Consider the following 21,400-nt stretch of genomic DNA (forward strand, 5'->3'; position numbering starts at 1 on the left):
GTGACGAGTGGGAATTTGGCCTGGCCGCCCACCACGACGAGCTGCACGCCTCCTTCAGCGCGCCCGGACCGACGGCGGGCGCTGGGCGGTCTACCGCATGCTCAGCCGCGACGGTCCTGACCAACGCCTGGTACTCGACCAGCGACCTGGCCGCTCGTCTCCGGGTGGACGCGTCCACGACCGCCCCGCACCCGGCGGACCGACCGACAAGGGCACCAAAGGCAGCGGGCCCGCAAGGTCCCCATCATCGAGGAGATCCGCCCCCTGGTCGCCCAGCGCGTCCTGTCCGCCGGCCCCGCCCCCGACGCCCGCCTGTTCACCGGCCCGCGCGGCGGACGCATCTCCACCGCCGTCCTGCGCGACGCCACCCACTGGGACGACGTGGTCATCAGGCTCGGCTACGAACACCTGCGCCGCCACGACCTCCGGCACACCGGCCTCACCTGGTTCGCCGACACGGGAGTCCCGGTCCACGTCCTACGGCGCATCGCCGGCCACGGCTCCCTCATGACCACCCAGCGCTACCTCCACCCCGACGTCCACAAGATCACGGCCGCCGGCGCGGCACTCTCCGCACACCTCAGCGCGCTCCGCGCCCCCCCGCTCGCTCCCGAGCCCGATCGTCATGACCCGCTGACACCGGTCAAGGGAGCATTGGTCCCCAACTGGTCCCCAAGAACGATCAAGGGCCGGCCTCGGATTTCTCCGAAACCGGCCCTGACCTGCGACTCTCACGAATCGGGAACCTGCGACCCCTTGACCCCCAGGAGTGAGGGTCAGCGGTGTTTTCTGGATATAGCGGACTTAGACATCATTTCAGTTGGAGCTTGCGGTGGCATATGAGGGTCGCGGCGATGGCGGTGAAGGCGAGGAAGTGTTCCGGCTTCCGCTCGTAGCGGCGGTGGAGGCGTCTACAGCCGGAGAGCCAGGACACGGTCCGTTCCACGACCCAGCGGTGCCGGCCCAGCCGTTGAGACGGCTCGACGCCCTTGCGGGCGATGCGGTGCCGGATGCCATGGGAAGACAGCCAGCGCCGCAGGTGCTGGTAGTCGTACCCCTTGTCTGCGTGCAGCTTGCCGGGCCGTCGGCGACGGGGGCCACGACGTGAGCGGATGGGCGGGATGCCGCGGACGAGCGGGATGAGGGCCTGGCTGTCGTGGAGGTTGGCGGCGGAGATGCCGATCGACAGGGGCAGGCCGTTACGGTCGACGATGAGGTGGATTTTCGATCCCTTCTTGCCGCGGTCGGTCGGATTCGGACCCGTCAGCTGCCCCCTTTGAGGGCCCGGACGCTGACGGAGTCGATCGCGCACCGCGACCAGTCCAGCCCACCCCGGGAACCGAGTTCGTCCAGGACCAGGCGGTGGAGCTTGGCCCACACCCTGGCCTCGGTCCACTCGGTGAACCGGCGGAAGGCCGTCACTCCCGACAGGCCGAACCCAGGTGGCAGCTGGTTCCAGGTGCAGCCCGAGGTGGCCACGAAGATGATCGCGGCCAGCACCTCGCGATCCCCTCGCCGACGATGCCCTCCGCCCTGCGGGCGGACCGGCGCCGGCGGCACCACCCGCTGGAACAACTCCCACAGGTCTCCTGGCACCATCCGCTCGACAAGCACAGCAGTCATCGCCCCAGACTGCCGCAAGATCACGCCAACTGAAATGGCGTCTTAATCCGGGTGCAAGACGTGCGTGGAGACATGCTTCGTGCGCGACCGCGCGGAGCGTGTGGTCCCCAGCTGGTCCCCAGGATCACCGCGCTGGCGGCGAGGCGGGCTCTGGGCATCTCTGATCACTGCAGGGTGGAGAGGACAGATTGACCGGCGGACTGTCAGTGCTCGCGCATAGCCTGCCGACATGCCCTCGACTCGCGATGAGCTTCGCCACGTCCTGCTCGGTTCCCTCTTCACACCTGAGGTTCCCCTGGGGCCGACCCGGGACTTCCTCATCACCTGCCACGTCTCGGCGACAGGCAAGAGCAAGTTCCACGGAAGCCTCGAGTGCCGCACACTGCGGTCGGCCGCCTCCGTGAACCAGATCAACGTCCCCTTCGGCGAAGCCGTGGCGCGGCTCTGCACGAGCTGTCGGTGGCCTCTGCCCACGGACAGCCCCATCCTCCCGCTCGGCGCCGCTGTGAGCGAGGTGGATTCACTCGCCATCTGGCTCGACCGGGAGTCCAAGGACGAGGAAGACCTCGAGGCCGAGCGTGACGCCGCCATCGCCCTCGCCGCCGGCGAGTACCCGCCCCGCGCCACCGAATCCGGCGACGAGGAGGAGGAAGACGACGAGGCCGGGCGCGACGAGGAATGGGAGCGGTACGACCGCGCCCGCAGTTTCCGCTCCCGACGCCACGAGCACTGGCGACGGCTGCACTCCTACCTGGCACGGAGCAACGAGGCCGTGTCCGAGTACCCCTTCCTCACGCCGTGGGCCGATGGCCTGCAGAGTCGCCTCGCCACGGTCCTCGACGAGGAGCGTCGGGCCTTCGCCGCCCTCGTGCAGCCGATCCGCCTGCTGGAGGCGGCTGCCGTGCGTATCCTGCCCGAGCCGAAGTTCTCCGCAGACCCCGGCTTCGCCGGGTTGGGATCGGAGGCGGAGAAGACCTTTCGGCGAGCGTGGTACGAGTGGAGTCGGCGAGCCATCTGGTCCTGGCACCGCCTGGAAGATCACGACTTCTCGGTCTACACCGTCGTCAGCGACGCCTTCGGACGTCGCCGTAAGGGAAAGCCCGAGGCCCACGCCACCTTCCGCCGGTTCACCGCAGACTGGATCCGCCAGGCACGCGAAGAAGCCGGCCGCCCCGTCAGTACGCCATGGCAACTGGTGGCGGTAAAGGCGCCCGCCCTTCCCCAGACCCACCACAGCGAGCCGGAACGCGACCCCCTCACCTTGTGGGAAGCAGCGGTCATCGCCACCTACCAGGTGGCCTTCAACCTGAAGGCCGGCACCACAGCGCTGCTCGTTCCCCACCTCGTGGCCGAGCAACTGCTCGCATGCGCCTCCGCCGACATGCCGGTCCAGCGCCTGGCTCCCGAAGGCAGCGCGCTACCCGCAGAGGTGTTGCTCGATCAGTGGGACCACACGGGGCCCACCTTCTCATGACCGCCTTCCCCGCGGGCCAGCCGGCGTGAATGCTCAGCCACGCGAACGTGCGCTCCACCAGCCACCTCTTGGGCAGCACCGTGAAGCCGCTGGTGTCGTCGCTGCGTCTGACCACCGTCAGCGCGACGTGCAGGACACCGCAGGCGAAGTCGACCAGGTGGCCGGAATAACCTCCGTCGGCCCACACCCGCGTGACGCGCCAGTGCCGCCCACGCAGCCGGACCAGGAGCGTCTGCCCCGCGTCCCGGTCGGTGACCGAGGCCGCGGTCACCATCACGGCCAGCAGAAGTCCAAGGGTGTCCACCACGATGTGCCGCTTACGGCCGTTGACCTTCTTTCCGCCGTCGAAGCCCCTGGTCACGGCCGGCACCGATGTGGCTGCCTTCACCGACTGCGCGTCGATGATGCCGGCCGTCGGCTCCGGGTCCCGGCCTGCGGCCTCGCGGACCCGGTCACGCAGCCGGTCGTGGAACTCGGCGGTCAGGCCCTTGTCCCGCCAGCGCCGGAAGAAGGCGTAGACGCGGTCCCAGGCGGGGAAGTCCGTCGGCATCGCCCGCCAGATGATGCCGCCTGCGACCAGGTAGCAGACCGCGTCGACCATCTGCCGGTGGCAACAGCTCTCCGGCTGCCCGCCGCGGCCCTCCAACCAGCCGGGAACCGGCATCGCATCGCGTACGACGGCTCACTCCGCGTCACTCATGTCCGACGGACACTTCGGTCGCCTGTGCCGCCGGTCCGCAGCTTTCCCGAACCGGTGAGCGAGACAATCACACGACACAGAAGCCGAGTTGGACGCCATCGGCGTCGGCACGGAAGACTGCGGCACCAGGGACCTCCTGTTGCTCGTTTGGATTCGACACCCTCGAGCTGTGCGAGAGGCCCCGCCCTCATGCCCCATCGGCCATGAGATCACCCGACCGAGTCGACGATCTCGAACTCACGCTCACCAAGGTCGATAGAGCAACGGCCTCTCAGTTCGTGTGTCCCACTGGCCGGGCAGAAGGCGGGCGATGTGGCGGGCGGCGTCACCGATGAACTGCCGGCTGCTGGCCGCCACCTCGATCCCGGACGCCGTGGCACGCTGGACCAGGCGGGCCAGGGCTTCTCTGGCCGCCGCCTCATCCGCGTCGGACAAGTGGTATGTCCCAGCCTCACCCCGGTGAACCCGGTCTCCGGAGCGTGCCTTCCGCGGACTTGTATTGCTTGCCGGGCGGGATGGCGATGACGCCGATTACGGCCTACGGCCTTTCGTTTGGATCATCGGATCGGGAGGGAGGGCGGATCGGCGGATGCGAGGACACCAGGGCAGGCAGGCAGTCACGACCGCGCAGGACATGGTGTCAGGCTCTCCGGCGGTCTCGCGGCGCCGCGTTCAGGAAGGGCACGACGGCGTCGAGTAGTCTGTCCGGCGCCTCCACGGGTAACAGGTGGCCGACATGCGGGAACAGCATCAGACGGGCATCGGGCAGGTGCCGGAACGCCCGCAGTCCCTGTCGGTACGGCAGCACCCGGTCATGGATCCCCCACAGCACGAGCGTGGGCATGGTCAGGTCGCACAAGTCGCTGAGGAGCAGCTGCCGCTGACCGAAGGGGCCGGTGATGGAACGCTGGGCCCGCAGCGCTGTGGCGAGGGCTTCCGGTGAGGAGGTGGCTCGGACCTGGGAGTGCCACCATGTCGGCGGCAGGCACCGTGGCCGGGCGGCTCCGATCAGGGACAGCCAGGCGACGAGGAGTTCCGGGCCGAGAGGGAGGCCGGGGGTGAGCAGCGAGAGCTCACCGAGCGGGGTCACGGCCTGGAGAACCTGAGCGGGGTGGATGGCACGCCCCATGCCGGTGGGGCTGACCAGGACCAGACGGGGAACGTGTGCCGGGCGCCGCAGGGCCATGCGGACGGCCACGGCACCACCGAACGAGTGGCCCATGAGAGCCGCCTCCCGGATACCGATCGTCCTGAGGAACCGCCACAGGAACGCGGCGTCGTTATCCGGCGCCGGGCAGACGATGGGGTCGCTCTCGCCGTTGCCTGGCAGGTCGACGGCCATGGCGCGGTAGCGGAGGGCGAGCCCCGTCATCACGTCGCACCAGTTCTCCGCCACGCCTCCTTCACCGTGCAGGAGGAGGACGGGGCGGCCGTGTCCGGCTTGGAGGAAACGGGTACGCGCGCCCTGGACAGTCACCCAGTGTGCCCTGATCCTTGGTCTGCGGGTGCCGTGTTTCACTGTGGGTCCCCTTGGTGACGGTCCTTCCGCCGGGGTGCCGCCCGGCCGGTGGCCGGGGTGCTGTCCTGCCTGCCGGCTTCCGGTGCCGGAGGGTTCCGGACGGTCGGCGTTGTGGCCTCGCTCAGCGCAGGGTTCCGGCGATGTGTTCGGCTGTCATGATCACAGTCAGGTTGACGGGCGCCGACGGAGCGTCGGGGAAGATGGACGCGTCGACGACGCGCAGGCCGTGGAGGCCGTGGACGCGGCCGAGGGCGTCGACGACCGCCCGTGGATCGTCCGCAGGCCCCATCGGAGCACTCGAGGTGGGGTGGTGGAACGTCCGCACCGATGCCTTGAGGATTCGATGCAGGCGAGCGGACGGCATCGTGCCGGGGTCGGGGAAGAGACGGCAGGCGATCATCCTGGCGAGTGGGTCCGTGTGCGTCAGGTGGTTCGCCAGAGACATGGCTTGCGCCATGCGTTTCCGGTCCCGTTCGTCGGTCAGCCACCGCGGGTGGATGCGCGGGGCCGCGTGCGGGTCGCGCGAGGTGAGGGTGATGGTGCCGTGGGAACGCGGGCGGGTCACCCCCGCGATCAGGGTGAACACGGGAACGGGCACGGGCGTGATCGGCTGCATGATGCCGACATGGAGATCCAGCTCCCCGGGCGGGGCCGACGTGCTCGCGGTCCACACGGCCGCGGCCGCGACCGACCGCGGCCGGCCGGCCCGCCACGGCCAGGCGAGGCACGGCAGTTGGAGGAGTGGATGGTCACGGTAGGCGGTGCCGACGGGTAGCTCGCGGACGACCGGGATGCCCAGTTGCCGCAGGTGTTGCCGCGGGCCGATGCCGGAACGCAGCAGCAGTGCGGCGCTGCCGTAGGTGCCGGCGCTGAGGATCACGTCCGGGGCGTACAGCGTGCGGCCGTCGGCCAGCGCGACACCCGTCACTCGATGACCGCGGACGAGGACGCGGTCGACGAGGGTGTGGCGTTCGATGCGCAGATGGGGGCGCGCCCGTACGGAAGCGGTCAAATACGCCATCGCTGTGTTGACACGCGTGCCGTGCACGGCGTTGACGGGGTAGGGAGCGGCTCCGTGGGGTGTGATGCCGTTGAAGTCGGCCGGCCGGTAGCCGAGTCGGCGCGTGGCGGACAAGAAGCCCGCCTGGAGTGTGCTGAGTTCACTTCGACGCAGCTGGTGTACGGGCAGGGGGCCGCTGCGGCCTCTGTGCGTCATGCACGGCGCGTCGGCGTGTTCGAGGCGCATGTAGTCGGGCAGGACGTCCGACCAGGTCCACCCGTGGACTCCCCTGCGCGTCCAGCGAGCGAAATCCGCGGGCAGGGCGCGCATGGCCACGGTGCCGTTCATGGCGGAGGAACCGCCGATCATCCTGCCCCGGGGCAGTGGGGAGTGCCGGGGACGCGCGGTGTATCCCCAGTCGTACCCCGCGGCTCGGCCGATGAAGGCACTGGATGCCACGGTAAAAGGAGAGGAGCCGGGTGGAAAGACGGGGCCGGCTTCGAGGAGGACCACGTGACGCCGCCCGTCCTCGCTGAGACGCGCGGCGAGAACGGCACCGGCGGTTCCACCACCGACAATCACAACATCACACGAATGACGGTTCATTCGTTTCTCCAGCGGGCGGTAGACGCGGCAGCACGGGAAATGGGGGGCGGCGGGAGATGGCTGCGGTTCACCGTGCGGACGCCGGCGAAGTGGCGCCCCTTGGTGTGCTGATGGCACCAACCCTCGGCGGGAAGGGCGGTCAACTGAATTCTGTTCCACGCCTCTTGACATGTCAATGACTCCGCTATCACTGTAGAAATGTATTCACGTGGCGCCCGGCCCCGAGCCGCCTAGGCCACCTTCCGGAGGTGCATACCCGGACTTATTCGCTTCCCTGTACGAGGTGAGTTCCATGCTGATCCGAGCTGCGGTAATCGACGCACCGAATAATGCGTTTATCATTCAGGAGCTCGCCCTTGAACCTCCGGGACCGGGCGAAGTTCTGGTGCGTATGGCCGGGACGGGGGTGTGCCACAGTGACCTGATCGTCCGGGACGCCTGGTACCCGGTTCCCTTTCCCGTGGTTCTCGGCCATGAGGGCGCCGGCGTGGTGGAGGCGGTCGGAAACGAAGTGACCGAGGTGTCCCCGGGTGACCATGTCGTCCTCAGCTTCGACTCGTGCGGCTCATGCACCCGTTGCCGCACGGGGGCGCCTGCTTACTGTGCGGAATTCCTGACGCACAACTTCGGATGCGACCGGCCCGACGGATCGGTGTCGTTGAGGCGGGGACCGAGCCGGGTGAACGGCTTCTTCTTCGGGCAGTCGTCCTTCGCCACCCATGCGCTCGCTCCGCGACGGAGCGTCGTCAAAATCCCCGCCGACCTGCCGCTGGCACTGATGGGGCCATTGGGGTGCGGCGTCCAGACAGGGACGTGCGCGGTGCTGAAGGCGTTGCGTTGCGAGGCGGGAAGCCGGATCGCCGTATTCGGGTCGGGATCCGTAGGGTGCAGCGCGGTGATGGCGGCGGTCGTCGCCGGCTGCTCTACGATCGCCGTGGTCGGCCGGAACAAGCACCGTTTACGGCTCGCCGAGGAACTCGGCGCGACACACGTGGCCGATGCAGGCAGCGCGAACGTGACGGAATCGTTGAGATCGATCTCCGGTGGCATGGGATTCGATTACAGCATCGAGGCCACGGGCGACCCCGGCCTGTTACGGGCAGCCGTCGACGTTCTCCATACGCGTGGCACGTGCGGTGTCATCGGCGCCGCACGCCCCGGAATCGAGGTGGCCCTGGAGATGTCCGGGCTGATGTTCGGCCGGAGACTACAGGGCATCGTGGAAGGTGACTCCGTCCCCCAAGTCGACATCCCGCTAATCGCCGGGCTGCACCAGAAGGGCCTGCTTCCCTTCGATCGCATGATCACGACGTATCCCTTCGAGGCGATCAATGAAGCGGCACAGGATGTAACCGCAGGGAAATGCGTCAAGCCGGTTCTGCTTTTCCAGGAGTGACGATGGGAATCGCCTTGATTTTTCCCGGCTTCGGCGCCTTCTACCCGGCCGCTTTTTCGGGGTGCGGTGTAGCGGAAGCGGAAGCCGAACCGGTCATCACCGAGGTCGACGAGGTGACGGCGCGGTACGGCCTGCCGTCGGTACGCGAAGCCCTCCTGGCCGCCCCCGGGGCTGCGACGGGCACCGGCGTGGGGGACTGTCCCGACACCCGGGCCTTGGAGATCTTCGCCGGTCAGGTCGTCTGCCACCGGATCCTGCGGCGCCTGCTGGGGATCCGGGAGCAAGTGGTCTGCGGGCACAGTCTCGGCGAGTACGCGGCGCTGGTCGCGGCGGAGGGGCTGACGGTGCGGGCCGCGGCGCGGCTGCTGTGTGAACGGATCATGGCGGTCCGCTCGCACGCCGTTCCGGCCGGGCGGATGCTGGCTGTGCCGCTGAGCCGTGACCGGGCACGCCGACTGGCCGCCCGGGAGCCGGACGTCGTCATCGCCGCCGTCAACGCGCCCGAGCAAGTGGTGCTGTCGGGGCCCGCCGAGTGCATCGACCGCCTCAAGGAGGCGGCGCAGGCCGACGGCGTGCAGGCGGTGCGGCTGCGCACCGACCCCTGCCCGCACCACCATCCACTGCTCACGGCGGTATCCCGGCACTGTGCGGAAGCCTCCCGTCCGGTACCGACGCGACACCCGAAGGGCCGGGTCTACGGACCGGTCCTGGGCCGCGCTTATCTGCCCTGCGACGACCTGGCCGGGACGCTGGCGTCGCAGATGGTGCTCCCCGTCGACTTCGCCCGTGCGGCGCGGGATCTGTACGACGACGGCGTCCGCGTCTTCGTCGAGTGCGGACTGAAACGCACGTTGTCGGACCTGGTCGAGGCCGGCATCCCCGGCGCACGGGTCTTCGCCCCTTTCCGGACCAGGGTCACCCACGAGCGCCTGCGCGACACGCGTGCGGAGATCCGGGCCGGCACAGTCACAGGAGGACCGGCATGTCCCTCGAACGCGACGAACTGATCGACGAGCTGAAGACGATGTACGCGCGGGTGCTGGATTACCCGCCGGAAGTGGTCACCGACCATATCGACCTGGAGGCGGAGCTCGGAGTGGACTCGCTCCAGCACCAGCTGGTGCTGGCGCAGGCGAGGGAACGCTGGCGGCTGACTCTGCCGCCCGAGAGCGACGCGCCCGCACCTCTGACCCCGGCATCGGTCGCCGACTACCTTCTTCGATCGTCATCATGAGCGCGTCACCGCCCGGCCGGCCGCTGGTGGCTGTCGTCGGTGCCGGACTGGCGGTGCCCGGGGCCGCCGGTCCGGAGGAACTGTGGGAGCTGGTCCAGCGCGCCCGGCCTGTTTTCCGCGAGCCGTGCGCCCGGTTCGCACCGGACGACTTCTGGGCGCAGGACCCCGCGGCCGAGGACCGTACCTACGGGCGGGTCTTCGGGGAGCTGACCGCCTTCACTCCGCATCCTCGGCTGGAGGCGTCGTGGACCGCCCCCGGCCAGGGCGACCTGCAAGCCGCCTGGTTGCGGCACAGCCTCCTCCAGGCCCTGGACGCGACGCATGTCCCGCACGGCAGCCGGCTGGCCCTCTTCCTTGCCGCGACCACCGAAGCCAGCCACGAAGGGGACGCCGCTCTCGCAGCCGACCTGACGGCCGACGGAATCGCCCGCGACCTGCCGGGCGACCACGATACGAACCGTGCCCGCGTCCGGGCGCGGCTGGCAACAGCCGGCCCCGGCGCGGCGCACCCCCACCACCACTATCAGCCGCACGCGCTGGCCCGCCGCGCGATGCACGGCATCGTCCCGCACGACACCCCGGTGCTCGTCGTCGACAACATCTGTCCCGCCGGCCTGTACGCCATCGACCTGGGGGTCCGCCATCTGCTGGCCGGCGAGACCGATGTCGCGCTCTGCGGCGGCACCAGTTCCCACGGGCCGCTCCGGCAGGTCTACTTCGCCAAGATGGGCGCGCTGTCGCCGAGCGGGCGGGTCGGGGCGTTCGACGCGCACGCCGACGGGACCGCCTTCTCGGACGGCGCCGCGGTGGTGGTCCTCAAGCTCCTGGAGCGTGCCCGGCGTGACGGTGACGAGATCCTCGGGGTGCTGGCCGGTTTCGGCGGCGCCTCCGACGGCAGCGGCAAGGCGATCTTCGCTCCCCGGTCCGAAGGCCAGATCACTGCGATGCGACGAGCCCTGGCCGTCAACGGCCTGGATCCGGGACAGGTCGGGTGGGTGGTGGCCCACGGGACCGCCACGGTGACCGGGGACGCCACGGAGACGCGTTCCCTGGCCGCCGTCCACCCCGAGGGCGTGGACGTCACCTCCGACAAACCCGTCGTCGGACATACCGGGATGGCCTGCGGGGTGATTTCGGTGATTCAGATCCTCAACGGGCTCCGCCGTGCCGCCGTGCCGGCCCAACCGTGCTTCACCACGCCACAGCACGCCACGCCGTCCGCCGTCCGGATCCGTTCCGCCGGGCATCCCCTGCCGCACGCCCGTCCCGCTGGCGGAGACGGGCGGCCCGGTACTGCCCGCCGCATCGCCGGTGCCTTCGCCTGCGGTCTGGGCGGCATCAACGGCCACTTGCTCGTCCAACACCCCGACGATCCTGTGGACGGTCTGGTCTCCGGCGCGCTCCGGTCGGATGAGGAGGTGGCGTTGGTCGGTTGGGACGCGTTCCTGCCCGGCGCGCCCAATCGGCAGGAGGTGCACGACAACCTGGTCACCGGACGCGTACCGTCCGCACGGCGTCGCTTCCCCGAGCCCCACCCCGTGCCGCCGTTCCAGCGGACCCGGGTGGCCCCGCGCATCGCCGCCCAGATCGACCGGCTGCAACTGATGGCCCTGTCACTGGTCCATGCGTCTCTGCACGAGCCCGGCTTCGACGGGGCGGAACTACGCGCCCGGACCGGCGTGTTCGGCGCCCACTACGGGCCGACACGGCTGGCCGCCGACTCCACGGTGCGGTGTTTCCGCACCCTGCTGACACGGCATGTGACCAAAGGCGAAGACGCCGAAGCGAGCGCGCGGTTCTTCGCCGGACACGCCGAACGCTCAGCCCCGGTCGGCCCGTACACCCTGGCCGGCCGCATGCCCAGCGTCGCCCTCGGCTGGATCGCCAACCGGTACGACTTGAACGGCCCGACGATGATGCTGGACAGCGGTCCGGACTCCGGGCTCGCCGCCGTGCATGTGGCCGCCGACCACCTGCGCACCGGGGACCTGGATCTCGCCTTGGTGCTCGGCTGCAACACGGCCCCGCCGGAACTGGTCCCGCGCGAGCTCGGCGTCGACGCCGCCGATGTCGCACAGGGACTGTTCCTGCTGGTGCTCGCCCGGCACAGCGTTGCCGAGAGCCGGGGGTGGCCGCCGATTGCGACGCTGCGCACCAGCCTGTTGCCGCCGACACCCGCCGCCGACGCGGCCCCACTGCCCCGCCCCACCTATCTGGCGGCCGACGGAATCATCACCGTCCTGAGGGCCGCCCTCGGCGCGGCTCGGGGCCCGCACCTGGTGGCATCGGGCCGGCTCGCCCCGGCGGTCACCGTGGAACGGCGGACGGCCGCGGCGACTCCGGGGAGCAGGTGATCATGGAACGCCACCTGACCGTTCTCACCCCCGCGCCCGTAGGCCGCACACGGCCCGAGGTCGCGTCCCTCGCACCCGACACCGCGGTCCTCACCGACGATCCCCGCCTCGCGGCCCATCTGGCCGCCCTGCCTCTGCCGTCCCCGTCACTCGTGGTGTGCACCTCCCCCGCCGGCCCGGGGGTCACCTATCTGCCCCGCGCGGAGGAAGGAGTCATCGGCGCGCTGTGGGACCGGCAGCCCGGCACCTCCGGGCGCCGTCCGCTACGGCACGTCCGCGCGGTCACCGATCTGCGCAGCGCCGCGTGGCCGCAGCCACCCGGTCAGCCCCTACTGGCCCTGCAGGAGCTGCTTTTCCTGGCCGCCAAGCACCTGTCCTCCGTCCGCGTGGAGGGCTCCTCGCTGGCCGTCGCGGTCCTCGACCCACTGCGGGGCGGACTGCCACACCCGCACGCGGCCCTGCTCACCGGCTTCGTGAAGTGCGCGTCCTGGGAACTGCCCGGCACGCGCGCATACGCCGCCGTCACCGACAGCCCGTGTCTGGACACGGCATGGGACGAGCTCGCCCTCGAGTCCGGTGCGGACGGCGGACTGCCGGTGGGGTACTACCGCGGCGGACTGCGCAGTGCCGAACACGTGATTCCCGTGCCTCTTGCCGTGCCGCCGCAGCACGCTCCCGTGACGGACGACAGCGTGATCGTGGCCGTGGGAGGAGCCCGCGGTATCACCGCCACCGCGCTGTGCGGCCTGACGGCCCGGGCACGTCCTGTGGTGTGGCTGCTGGGCAGCACACCAGTGGCCGCGCTCGCCGACCGGGCACGTGAGCTCGGCGACACCGGCCGCGTGGAGTACCTGCGTCGCCGGCTCGCCGCCTCGCCCGGGTTCGCGGTCACCGAGGCGGGCACCGAGTGGGACCGGTTGCACCACGTCCGGCAGGCTTTGCGCACCCTGGCAGCGCTGCGCCGCCGCTGCGGCAGCACCCGGGTGCACTACCTGACGTGTGACGTGACCGACCCGCCCGCGGTGCGGGAGGCGGCGGAGCGGATCCACCGCACCAGCGGCCGTGTGGATCTGCTGATCCACGCCGCCGGTATCGGCCGGGCACGGGCGCTGCGGAGCAAGTCGCTCAGCGCGTTCCGCGAGGTGCGCGGCGTCAAGATCGACGGCTACCACAACCTCAAAGCCGCCTTCGGCGCTCCCCGTCCGGCAAGGTGGTGCACCTTCAGCTCCATCGCCGGTGTGCTCGGTCTGCCGGGCGAATGCGACTACGGTCCGGCGAACGACACCCTCAACGCGGCGGCCCGCTACGAAGTGCTGCGGGGACACGACGAACGTTCGCTCGCCTGGACGATGTGGGGCGACTCGGGGCTGGGGCCGCGCTCCGGTTTCACCGACCTGACCCGGCGCACCGGGCGCCTGAGCCTGCTCGGTGACGCCGAAGGCCGGCGGCTGTTCACGGCGGAACTCGGCGCGCCACCCGAGCTCGCGCATGCCGTACCGATCTTCCTCGGGCCGCCCGAGCGACGCACTATCGACGGACACTGCCCGGGCCTGGTGCCACAGCGGCCCGCGTTCGCCTTCCTCGACTCGCCGACCCGGCTCTTCGTCGGCGAACCCGCCGGCTTCGCGGTGTGGCCGATCGACCTGCGTCCGTACTCCTACCTGCTGGGTCATCAGCGCAACGGCACCGCGCTGCTGCCCGGGGCGCTCGCCGTCGAACTCGCCGTGGCGTCCGCCGGTCGCCTTGTCCCCGGGGGAACGGCGACCGAAGTCACCCGCGTCCGCTTCCACGCGCCCATCGCCGTCGCCCCCCGGCACACCGGGTACGAGTTGCACGCCGCCCACACGCCCCGTCCGGACGGCCAGGACCTGGTGCACATCGAGATCCGCAGCGTCGCCCTGCCACCGGCTCCCCCACGGCCCCGGCCGGGCCTGCACTTCTCCGCCGACGTCATCCTCGGCGCGCGTCACACGTTGCCGCCACCGCCTCCTCCCGCACCACTCGGCGACCGCCCGCCACACCGCGCCGCCACCGCCCGTCTGTCGCGGCCCTTCGACAACGTCCGCCTGCTCCGCCTCGACGAGCGGGGTGTCGAGGCCCGGTGCCGCCTCGACCTCACCGGCCAGGACACCCGGCACTTCGCACGGATGGCGACCTGCTGGCTCGTGCTGGACGCGGTACTGCACACTGCGGGCTTCGTCACCCCCGGACGCCTGGCCACCCCTCGCGCCATCCACCGCATCCGCCTTCCCGCCGGCCTCTCCAACGACCACACCCTCGCCACCAGCGGTGCGGACATCACCCTCGTGGCCTCACCCGACCGCCATCACGCCCACGCCGCCGCGACCACCCAGCACCGCACCACCGTGCTGGTGCGCGTCGAGGGCCTGGAGCTGGCCTGAACCACCGGCCGCCGCGCCGTGAACCCGGACGGCGACCGGCACCAATGCCCCTGCCTGGACGACGAACGACGAACGACGAACGACGACGACAAGGAGAACCCGGTGTACAGGACCGCAGGACTCGGCCGCACCATGGCCGACATGCTGGACGGCGTGCAGGAGATCGTCGGTGAGGTACTCGGCGGCTACGAGACGCGCCATGGAACCGCGTGCCGGGAGTGGCCCGGCGAACGGCACTGCCGACGCGACGACGCGCGGTGGGAGACCGACGACTTCGACTGGAACGACTCCTGGTGCGACCACCGCGACGACTGCCGGTGCGGGCGGTGGGAGTGCCGGTGCTGCGAACGGCGGGAGCACCGCCCGCACCGCAGGTGTCGATGCGACCAGCACCACCCCCCATGCCACGACCAGCGCAACGGCCCGTACCGCCACGCGGACCAGTGGTGGCCCCCCGGCGACCGCTGCGGCGACGAGTGCTGCTGCGAGGGACACGGCGAGCGGTGCTGCCGCCCCGCCCCGTGCCCGGGCGAGGACGACCACGACGGCCACGGACACCACCGACCCGGCAGGAAACACACCCGGCGCGCCGGCTCCCGCAAGGAATCCGAACGGAACCGCTGAGGAGATCCCGTGGCTGCGCACTTCACCCGACATCCCGCGAGCACGTCCGAAGCGGACGAAATGAGCGCCAAGGACCACATGGTCTGGCGCCTGGAGTCCGGACGGCGGGCCCGGCCCATCATCGTCGTCGTCCTGTTCTTCGAGGACGACGTGTCCTGGGAGGCGTTCACCGCCTGGCACGAGAGCCTCTGCGCCGCGATGCCTCGTCTGCGCGGCCGGGTGGCCCCCGGCCGCCGCCCCGGGGAACGGCCGCGCTGGGTTCCGGACGAGAATTTCTCCCTCCTCCACCACCTCCAGCGCGTCGCGGTGGAAGGCAAGGGCACCCGGCGGGACGTCTTCGACGCCGCCGAGGTCCTGGCCGAGGTCCCCTTCCCCCAGGGCCGGTCGCCGTGGAACGGCTACCTCATCTCCGGCCTCGAAGGCGGCAGAACCGGCTACGTACTGAAGATCTCCCACAGCATCGCCGACGGCATCCGGCTGCGTGAGATCTTCCTGCGACAGTCTGTCGCGGAGACCGCTGCGCACTCCAGCGGAACACCGGCGGCCGAAGGCCCCTGGCAGGTGATCAGCCCCATGCCCGCGGCGGAGGTCCCCCCACCGCGGACGGAACAGCCCGTACCGCCTTCCCCGCACGGCCGCCGCCTCCTCAAAGCCGCACGGTTCCTGGGACGGGCCACCCTCGACATGCTCGACCTCCCGCACCCCGTACCGGAAGCGGGCGGCCAGTTCCGCCGGCACTTCTTCACCACCACCGTGCCCCTGCCGCCCGTCAAGCAGCTCGCCACCGCGTCCGGGGGTACCGTCCACGACGCGCTCGTCGCCGCCGTCACGGAGGGCTGCCGCCGCTACAACACGCACCATGGCGTACGCCGCCGCCGCATGCGTGTCTTCTCGCCCTACGGCCGCCCGCCCCGGGCGACGGCACACGACTCGCGCAGCCAGGGCAACCACTGGTTCATCGTCCGCTTCGCGGTCCGTGCCGAACTCCCCGACCTCCCCGCCCGTATCCGCGCCGTCCGGCGTGCCGTGCGCGACAGCTACCACCCCGACTCCGCCGACTGGATGGGCGCCATCGCCAGGCTGTGTCCCCTGGTGCCGCGAGCCCTCTTCGAAGCGGTGTTCCTGCGCTTGTGCGCCACCCACGAGTTCGTGGTCAGCAACATGCCGGGCCCGACGGTCGCGGCGTCGGTCAACGGCCACCGCGTCGGCGAGATCTACGCCATCGCCCCCACCCTCGGCTCGGCCGTCACCGTCACGCTCATGTCGTACCAGGACACCTGTCACATCGCCGTCAACGTCGACCCCACCGTGATCCCCGATTCGCACCTCGTCGCCCACCACATCTGCCAGGCCGTCAGAGAACTGGCCGACCCGGCCGCGCCCCGCGCACCCGGCAGCGGAAAGACCGGGCGATGACCGGGCGGCCCGCTCGGTGAACCTCGCCCGCAGCCGCCTGCTCGCCCGAATCGCCTACCACATCGTCCACGCGTCGGTCCGCAAGGACCTTCCGGACCTGGCGGGAGGCACATCCGGCGAAGCGGCCCACGCAGTGGCCGTACGGCAGGCGTTCGAGGCTCTCGGGCCCCTCTACATGAAGGTGGGGCAGATCCTGTCGACGCGCCCCGACGTGGTCGCCGCGCCCATCGCCAAGGAACTGGAACATCTCCACGACCGCGCTGCCGTGCTGCCCTTCCACCTGCTGGAACCCGTGCTCGAAGAGGGTCTCGGCCGCAACTGGCACCGCCGCTTCCGTCACTTCGACACCGCGGACCCCATCGGCACCGCTTCCCTGGCCCAGGTCTACGCCGCGACGCTGACCGACGGCCGCCGGGTGGCGGTCAAGGTCCAGCGGCCCGGGATCCGCCCCCTGGTGGAACAGGACATGAGAACTCTGCGCCGCTTGGCACGCTTCTTCGCCAGACGGGCACCAGCGTTCAACGCGACCATCGATGTCGAGGCCATGCTCGGCGTCGTGTTCGACGCCATGCGCCCCGAACTCGACTTCACCCTGGAGGCCCGCAACATGGACCGGGCCCGGCTCGCCGCTCGCCGCTTCAGCCTCGTCACCGTTCCCCGACCGCTCGACGCCACCCCCAAGGTACTCATCCAGAGCCTGGCCGCGGGAACCAGCATCCGGGACGCGGATCCCGCCGACTTCTCCCGGGACGAACGCCAAGCCGTCGGGCGCCAGTTGCTCGCCTTCATGTTCCACGGCTACTTCATCGACATGACCTTCCACGCCGACCCTCACCCGGGCAACATCTTCGTCGCCGCCGGCCGCCCCGCCACCGTCATCGACTGGGGGATGATCGGTCACATCGACCGTCGACAGAGCATGTCCTTGATGCTCGGCCTGCTCAGCCTCTCCCAGAACGATGGTCACGCACTCGCCAAGGCATGGGTGGAGATGGGCAAGGTCACCCCTTGGGCCGATGTCTCGTCTTTCACCCAGGACATGGCCGCGCTCGTGCCCAAGATCACCTCGGCCTCCTTGGAGGAGCTCAACTTCGGTGCGACGCTGACCTCCGTCCTCGCCAGTTCCACCCGCAGAGGCATCCAGACCAGCTCCATGATCTCCATCCTGGGCAAGTCCTTCGCCAACGCCGAGGGCTCTGTGCGCTACCTGGCACCGGAGCTGTCCGTGACCGATGTCTTCCGTAAGGAGATCCGCGGGATCGTCGCCGCGTACCTGCGTGAAGCCTCGTCGGACCAGCAGGCGGCCCGCACCTTGATGGAACAGCTCATCAGCAGTCTGTCCACGCCGGGTGAGATCCGCGGCATCATCCGCGACATCGCCAACCAGGACCTGACCATCCAGGTGGCCCAGGCCGCCAAACAACGCCTCTCGCCCCGGGACGACCGTGCCGACGCGCGTCTGCGGCGTGTCCTCCAGGCGGCCGGCCTCGCGGCCCTCGTCTGGCGGGCGGCACAAAACCGCCAGCGGTGACCGCTCCGGCCGACGACCTCCCTGCGGAACCGAGCCGGTCACGACGCCGGTTGCCGAACCTCCGCGGCCTGCCGATCCGCGAGCGGTGCCTCTTCGACACGGGACTTCGTCCGGGAAATCAACCGGTAAGAGAGCATCTGATCAATGTTCACGCCGATGTGAGTGGGATGTCCGTTTCGATTCGCCACGTTGGTGCGGATTCTCCGGTCAGTTCGCGGGACATTTTGTTAGCCATCGCCCAGTGGATCATCGTCTGGGATCGCTGCGGCAGGGCTTCGTAGTCTCGTGCCAGGCGGCGGTGCTGCATCAGCCAGCCGAAGGTCCACTCGATCACCCATCGCTTCGGTAGCGGCTCGAACCCCTTCGTCCGTGGCCGCTGTACCACCTCGACATTGATGCCCAGCCGGGCGCCGTGGTTGAAGATGCTGTTCTGGTAACCGCCGTCGGCCCAGACCTTGGTGACGCTGGGATGGGCTGCGGCCAGGTCGTCGAGCAGGAGCTTGCCGCCGGTGGTGTCGTGCACATTCGCGGCGGTGACCAGAACAGCCAGCACCAGACCGAGCGTGTCGGTGATCAGGTGTCGCTTGCGTCCTTTGATCTTCTTGCCGGCGTCGATGCCCTGGCTGTTCTCGGCAACGTTTGCCGAGGTCTTCACGCTCTGCGCGTCGACCACGGCCGCGGTGGGCTCCGCACTGCGACCGTGAGCCCGCCGGGTCTTGTCGCGTAAGAGGTCATGGACCTGCCGGGTGGTGCCGTCGGCTTCCCACTTCGCGTAGTAGTCGTAGACGGTTTTGTACGGCGGGAAGTCGTGCGGCAGGTACTCCCACGGGATGCCAGTGCGGTTGACGTACAGGATGGCGTTGACGATTTCCCGCAGATCGTGCACCCGGGCTGCCGTACCCGGTCCGGTCCGTCTCGCTCGCCAGGCCGTGAAGACCGGCTCGATCAGAGCCCAGCGGGCATCGGACACATCACTGCGGTACGGACGACGAGCACTCACACACCGTGCAACGACCGTCAACGCCGCCAGTCACAAAACCATCCCAGAACACCAACTACCTAGATCAGATGCCCTCTAAGAGCCGCGCGTCTACGTCTGTGAGACCCACCCGGACAGCACAACGGGCCCAGGCCGATGAAGCCCCGACGGACGGCCCACCGGAGAGGCAGGATCTCGGGCCGTGGTCCGGCCCTCTCCGCAAGTGGGCAGATGGCGGGCGGGAGGCACATGGAAGGCGCACGGGGTGTGTTCCCGGGACTGCGGGTGTGTGTTTTCGGGTCAGGGTGCGCTCTGGCCCAACTGAGCTATGGCGCACGTCCTTCGCCGGAAGCGGCCCCTGTCCGAGCAGGAGCGCGAACGCGACGCGTATGGCCTCGCGGCACGCGTTCGCGCGCACCGCGGCCAGAAGCTGACCGCGGTCCAGGGCGGCGAGCAGCAGCGGATCGGTTCTGCCCTTCTCCAAGCCGGCGGTGATACGCGGTCACTCCGCTCGGGACAGAGGCGCCGTAATCGTCGCTATGGCGGAGCCCGCGGCTTCCGCCGGTCCACGTCCTGCGGCGCATCGCCGGCCACGGCTCCCTCATGACCACCCAGCGCTACCTCCACCCCGACGTCCACAAGATCACGGCCGCCGGCGCGGCACTCTCCGCGCACCTCAGCGCGGTCCGCGCCCCCGCTCGCCCCGGGCCCGATCGTCATCACCCGCTGACACCGGTCAAGGCAGCGCTGGTCCCCGACTGGTCCCCAAAAACGGTCAGGGCCGGTCTCGGATGTCTCCGAAACCGGCCCTGACCTGCGACTCTCACGAGTCGGGACGACAGGATTTGAACCTGCGACCCCTTGACCCCCAGTCAAGTGCGCTACCAAGCTGCGCCACGTCCCGCCGCGGTCCCACGCGGGGTGCCCCGCGTGATCACGCAGGTCAACCCTACCGTACGCGGGCGGGTGCCCGTGTCGTCCGCGGTGCGGCGGGGGCCTCGGCCAGGGGGCCGGGGCGGCGGGCCGGGACGAGGAGGGCGGCGCCGGCCGCGGCCAGGCAGAGGAGGGCGAGCAGGGCCCAGCCGTGGGTGTATCCGGAGGCGTACGGCAGGCCCGAGGGCTGGAGCCGGCCGGTGACCAGGACGCTGGTGAGCGCGGCGCCGATGGAGCCGCCGATGGTGCGGATGTTGGCGTTCATGCCGGTCGCGGCGCCGGTCTGGGCCACCGGCACGCTGCCCACGATGAGGTTGGCCATCGAGGCGAAGGCCAGTCCGATGCCGAGGCCGAACAGGCCCGCGACGACGCCGATCTGCCACCGGGAGTCATGCCAGAGGGTGAGGAAGCCGCAGGCCAGCGCGCCGAGCGCGGAGCCCGTGGTGAGCAGCGCCTTGGCGCCGACGCGGGGCTCCAGCCGGCCCGACAGCACGCCGGAGAGGAACATCGCGACCAGCATCGGCAGCATGAGCAGGCCGGACTCGGTGACGCTGGCGCCGAAGCCGTAACCGGCCGCGGACGGTGTCTGGACGAAACCCGGCAGGAAGGACCAGATGGAGTACATGCCGGCGCCGAACAGCAGGGCGGCGGTGTTGGTCGTCCACACCGCGGGCAGCCGCAGCACCCGCAGGTCGATCAGCGGGGTGCGCGAGCGGGCCTCGGTCACCAGCCACACCGCGAACAGCACGACGGCGGCGGCGAACAGGCCCACCACCTTCGCCGAGCCCCAGCCCCACTGCCCGGCCTGGCTCAGCGGCAGCAGCAGGGCCACCAGCCAGCCGGAGAGCAGCACGGCGCCGCCCCAGCCGACCTTGCCCTCGGCCCGCTCGGGGGACTCGGGGATGTAGCGCAGGGCGATGAGGACCGTCGCGGCGACGATCACCACCGGGATCCAGAACAGCCAGCGGTAGTCGAGCGCGGACACGATGGGTCCGGCGGCGACCATGCCGACGCCGCCGCCGGCCGCGATCACGGCGGAGAGGTTGCTGATGCTGCCGCTGACCTCGGCCGGTGCGAACTCGTCCCGGATGATGCCGAAGGCGAGCGGGAAGAGGGCGCCGCCGATGCCCTGGACGACCCGGGCGACGATCAGCACGCCGATGTTCGGGGCCAGCGCGGCGACCAGACAGCCCGCGAGGACGGCGAGCAGGACGCCGACGAGGGTCCGTTTCCGCCCGGCGAGGTCGCCGACCCGGCCGAGGATCGGGGTGAAGACCGAGGCGGACAGCAGGTACGCGGTCATCACCCAGGTCGCGGTGGACGGGGAGGCGTGCAGGGCGTGCTGGACGGTCGGCAGGGCCGGCGCGATCAGCGACTGGAGCATGGAGAAGACGCCGGCACCGGTCGCGAGGACCGCGAAGGTGAGGCGCGTGGAGGCGCGGGGCATGAAGAAGCCTCTCCGGAAGCAGGGAAGCGAAGTGCCGAGTACGTGGGGCAAGCGGTGCGGCGCACGGCCGTACGGGCCGTGCGCCGGTTGCGGGGCGGCGGCGCGGGCCGCGTCCGGCCACGGCGGAGCCACCCCGCACTGGTAAAGTGGAGGTACCCCTCC

General features: G+C 70.4%; 15 protein-coding genes, 1 tRNA gene and 1 pseudogene. 10 read left to right on the forward strand and 7 right to left on the reverse strand.

What is annotated here, in order from left to right; translation table 11 throughout:
• Positions 1-282 precede the first annotated feature (282 nt).
• Positions 283-843, forward strand: coding sequence for a tyrosine-type recombinase/integrase (locus tag SCK26_RS37925; protein ID WP_412080836.1), 561 nt, complete (start codon positions 283-285; stop codon positions 841-843).
• Here SCK26_RS37925 and SCK26_RS06010 read toward each other — a convergent pair.
• A protein-coding gene (locus tag SCK26_RS06010) for an IS5 family transposase (protein WP_318200212.1) occupies positions 812-1,623 on the reverse strand; the annotation gives its coding sequence in 2 pieces (ribosomal slippage) (positions 812-1,273 and positions 1,276-1,623; 810 coding nt in all). The two genes, SCK26_RS37925 and SCK26_RS06010, sit on opposite strands and share 32 nt — an antisense overlap.
• A gap of 229 nt (positions 1,624-1,852) precedes the next feature.
• On the opposite strand from SCK26_RS06010, the gene SCK26_RS06015 reads away from it, so the two are divergent.
• Entirely contained in the window at positions 1,853-3,097 is a 1,245-nt protein-coding gene (locus SCK26_RS06015) for a hypothetical protein (protein WP_318200213.1), read from the forward strand.
• A 91-nt stretch (positions 3,098-3,188) separates the two neighbouring features.
• On the opposite strand, the pseudogene SCK26_RS06020 reads toward SCK26_RS06015, so the two are convergent.
• The 3 genes and pseudogenes from SCK26_RS06020 to SCK26_RS06030 form a co-directional block, all read right to left on the reverse strand.
• Positions 3,189-3,761 (reverse strand): annotated as a pseudogene (locus SCK26_RS06020) (IS5 family transposase); the annotation flags it as partial.
• A gap of 676 nt (positions 3,762-4,437) precedes the next feature.
• Positions 4,438-5,316, reverse strand: a complete 879-nt coding sequence (locus tag SCK26_RS06025) for an alpha/beta fold hydrolase (RefSeq protein WP_318200214.1) — start codon at positions 5,314-5,316, stop codon at positions 4,438-4,440.
• A 121-nt stretch (positions 5,317-5,437) separates the two neighbouring features.
• Positions 5,438-7,093: a GMC family oxidoreductase gene (locus tag SCK26_RS06030; protein WP_318200215.1), complete on the reverse strand. Its 1,656-nt coding sequence runs from the start codon at positions 7,091-7,093 to the stop codon at positions 5,438-5,440.
• A gap of 121 nt (positions 7,094-7,214) precedes the next feature.
• On the opposite strand from SCK26_RS06030, the gene SCK26_RS06035 reads away from it, so the two are divergent.
• The 8 genes from SCK26_RS06035 to SCK26_RS06070 all read left to right on the forward strand — a co-directional run bounded on the left by SCK26_RS06035 (position 7,215) and on the right by SCK26_RS06070 (position 17,879).
• Entirely contained in the window at positions 7,215-8,318 is a 1,104-nt protein-coding gene (locus tag SCK26_RS06035) for an NAD(P)-dependent alcohol dehydrogenase (RefSeq protein ID WP_318200216.1), read from the forward strand.
• Positions 8,319-8,320: 2 nt separating this feature from the next.
• Entirely contained in the window at positions 8,321-9,325 is a 1,005-nt protein-coding gene (locus SCK26_RS06040; RefSeq protein ID WP_318200217.1) for an acyltransferase domain-containing protein, read from the forward strand.
• Complete coding sequence (locus SCK26_RS06045) at positions 9,301-9,552, forward strand: acyl carrier protein (RefSeq protein ID WP_318200218.1); 252 nt, start codon at positions 9,301-9,303, stop codon at positions 9,550-9,552. Before SCK26_RS06040 ends, SCK26_RS06045 begins: the two co-directional genes overlap by 25 nt.
• Positions 9,549-11,906, forward strand: coding sequence for a beta-ketoacyl synthase N-terminal-like domain-containing protein (locus tag SCK26_RS06050; RefSeq protein WP_318200219.1), 2,358 nt, complete (start codon positions 9,549-9,551; stop codon positions 11,904-11,906). The genes SCK26_RS06045 and SCK26_RS06050 overlap by 4 nt, the downstream gene beginning before the upstream one ends.
• A 2-nt stretch (positions 11,907-11,908) precedes the next feature.
• Positions 11,909-14,308, forward strand: coding sequence for an SDR family oxidoreductase (locus SCK26_RS06055; RefSeq protein WP_318200220.1), 2,400 nt, complete (start codon positions 11,909-11,911; stop codon positions 14,306-14,308).
• Positions 14,309-14,410: 102 nt separating this feature from the next.
• Positions 14,411-14,932: a hypothetical protein gene (locus SCK26_RS06060; protein ID WP_318200221.1), complete on the forward strand. Its 522-nt coding sequence runs from the start codon at positions 14,411-14,413 to the stop codon at positions 14,930-14,932.
• Between the two features lie 9 nt (positions 14,933-14,941).
• Positions 14,942-16,348, forward strand: coding sequence for a wax ester/triacylglycerol synthase domain-containing protein (locus SCK26_RS06065; protein WP_318200222.1), 1,407 nt, complete (start codon positions 14,942-14,944; stop codon positions 16,346-16,348).
• Between the two features lie 16 nt (positions 16,349-16,364).
• Entirely contained in the window at positions 16,365-17,879 is a 1,515-nt protein-coding gene (locus SCK26_RS06070) for an ABC1 kinase family protein (RefSeq protein ID WP_318200223.1), read from the forward strand.
• Between the two features lie 148 nt (positions 17,880-18,027).
• Here the strand turns inward: SCK26_RS06070 and SCK26_RS06075 are convergent, their stop codons facing one another.
• The 3 genes from SCK26_RS06075 to SCK26_RS06085 form a co-directional block, all read right to left on the reverse strand.
• A complete protein-coding gene (locus SCK26_RS06075) occupies positions 18,028-18,879 on the reverse strand; it encodes an IS5 family transposase (protein WP_318200224.1) in 852 nt (283 codons plus the stop codon).
• An 809-nt stretch (positions 18,880-19,688) separates the two neighbouring features.
• Positions 19,689-19,762 (reverse strand) — tRNA-Pro (locus SCK26_RS06080).
• 45 nt (positions 19,763-19,807) lie between these two features.
• Positions 19,808-21,238 carry an MFS transporter gene (locus tag SCK26_RS06085; RefSeq protein WP_318200225.1) on the reverse strand — a complete coding sequence of 477 codons (1,431 nt, stop codon included), beginning with the start codon at positions 21,236-21,238 and terminating at the stop codon, positions 19,808-19,810.
• Positions 21,239-21,400 lie beyond the last annotated feature (162 nt).

Source organism: Streptomyces sp. SCL15-4, assembly GCF_033366695.1.
Lineage (GTDB): Bacteria > Actinomycetota > Actinomycetes > Streptomycetales > Streptomycetaceae > Streptomyces.

Excerpts from the sequence above, each read along its gene's own strand:
- SCK26_RS06050 (WP_318200219.1), top strand. The coding sequence starts at position 9,549 with ATGAGCGCGTCACCGCCCGGCCGGCCGCTGGTGGCTGTCGTCGGTGCC.
- SCK26_RS06030 (WP_318200215.1), bottom strand. The coding sequence starts at position 7,093 with ATGTCAAGAGGCGTGGAACAGAATTCAGTTGACCGCCCTTCCCGCCGA.
- SCK26_RS06015 (WP_318200213.1), top strand. The coding sequence starts at position 1,853 with ATGCCCTCGACTCGCGATGAGCTTCGCCACGTCCTGCTCGGTTCCCTC.
- SCK26_RS06035 (WP_318200216.1), top strand. The coding sequence starts at position 7,215 with ATGCTGATCCGAGCTGCGGTAATCGACGCACCGAATAATGCGTTTATC.
- SCK26_RS06040 (WP_318200217.1), top strand. The coding sequence starts at position 8,321 with ATGGGAATCGCCTTGATTTTTCCCGGCTTCGGCGCCTTCTACCCGGCC.
- SCK26_RS06045 (WP_318200218.1), top strand. The coding sequence starts at position 9,301 with ATGTCCCTCGAACGCGACGAACTGATCGACGAGCTGAAGACGATGTAC.
- SCK26_RS06085 (WP_318200225.1), bottom strand. The coding sequence starts at position 21,238 with ATGCCCCGCGCCTCCACGCGCCTCACCTTCGCGGTCCTCGCGACCGGT.
- SCK26_RS06055 (WP_318200220.1), top strand. The coding sequence starts at position 11,909 with ATGGAACGCCACCTGACCGTTCTCACCCCCGCGCCCGTAGGCCGCACA.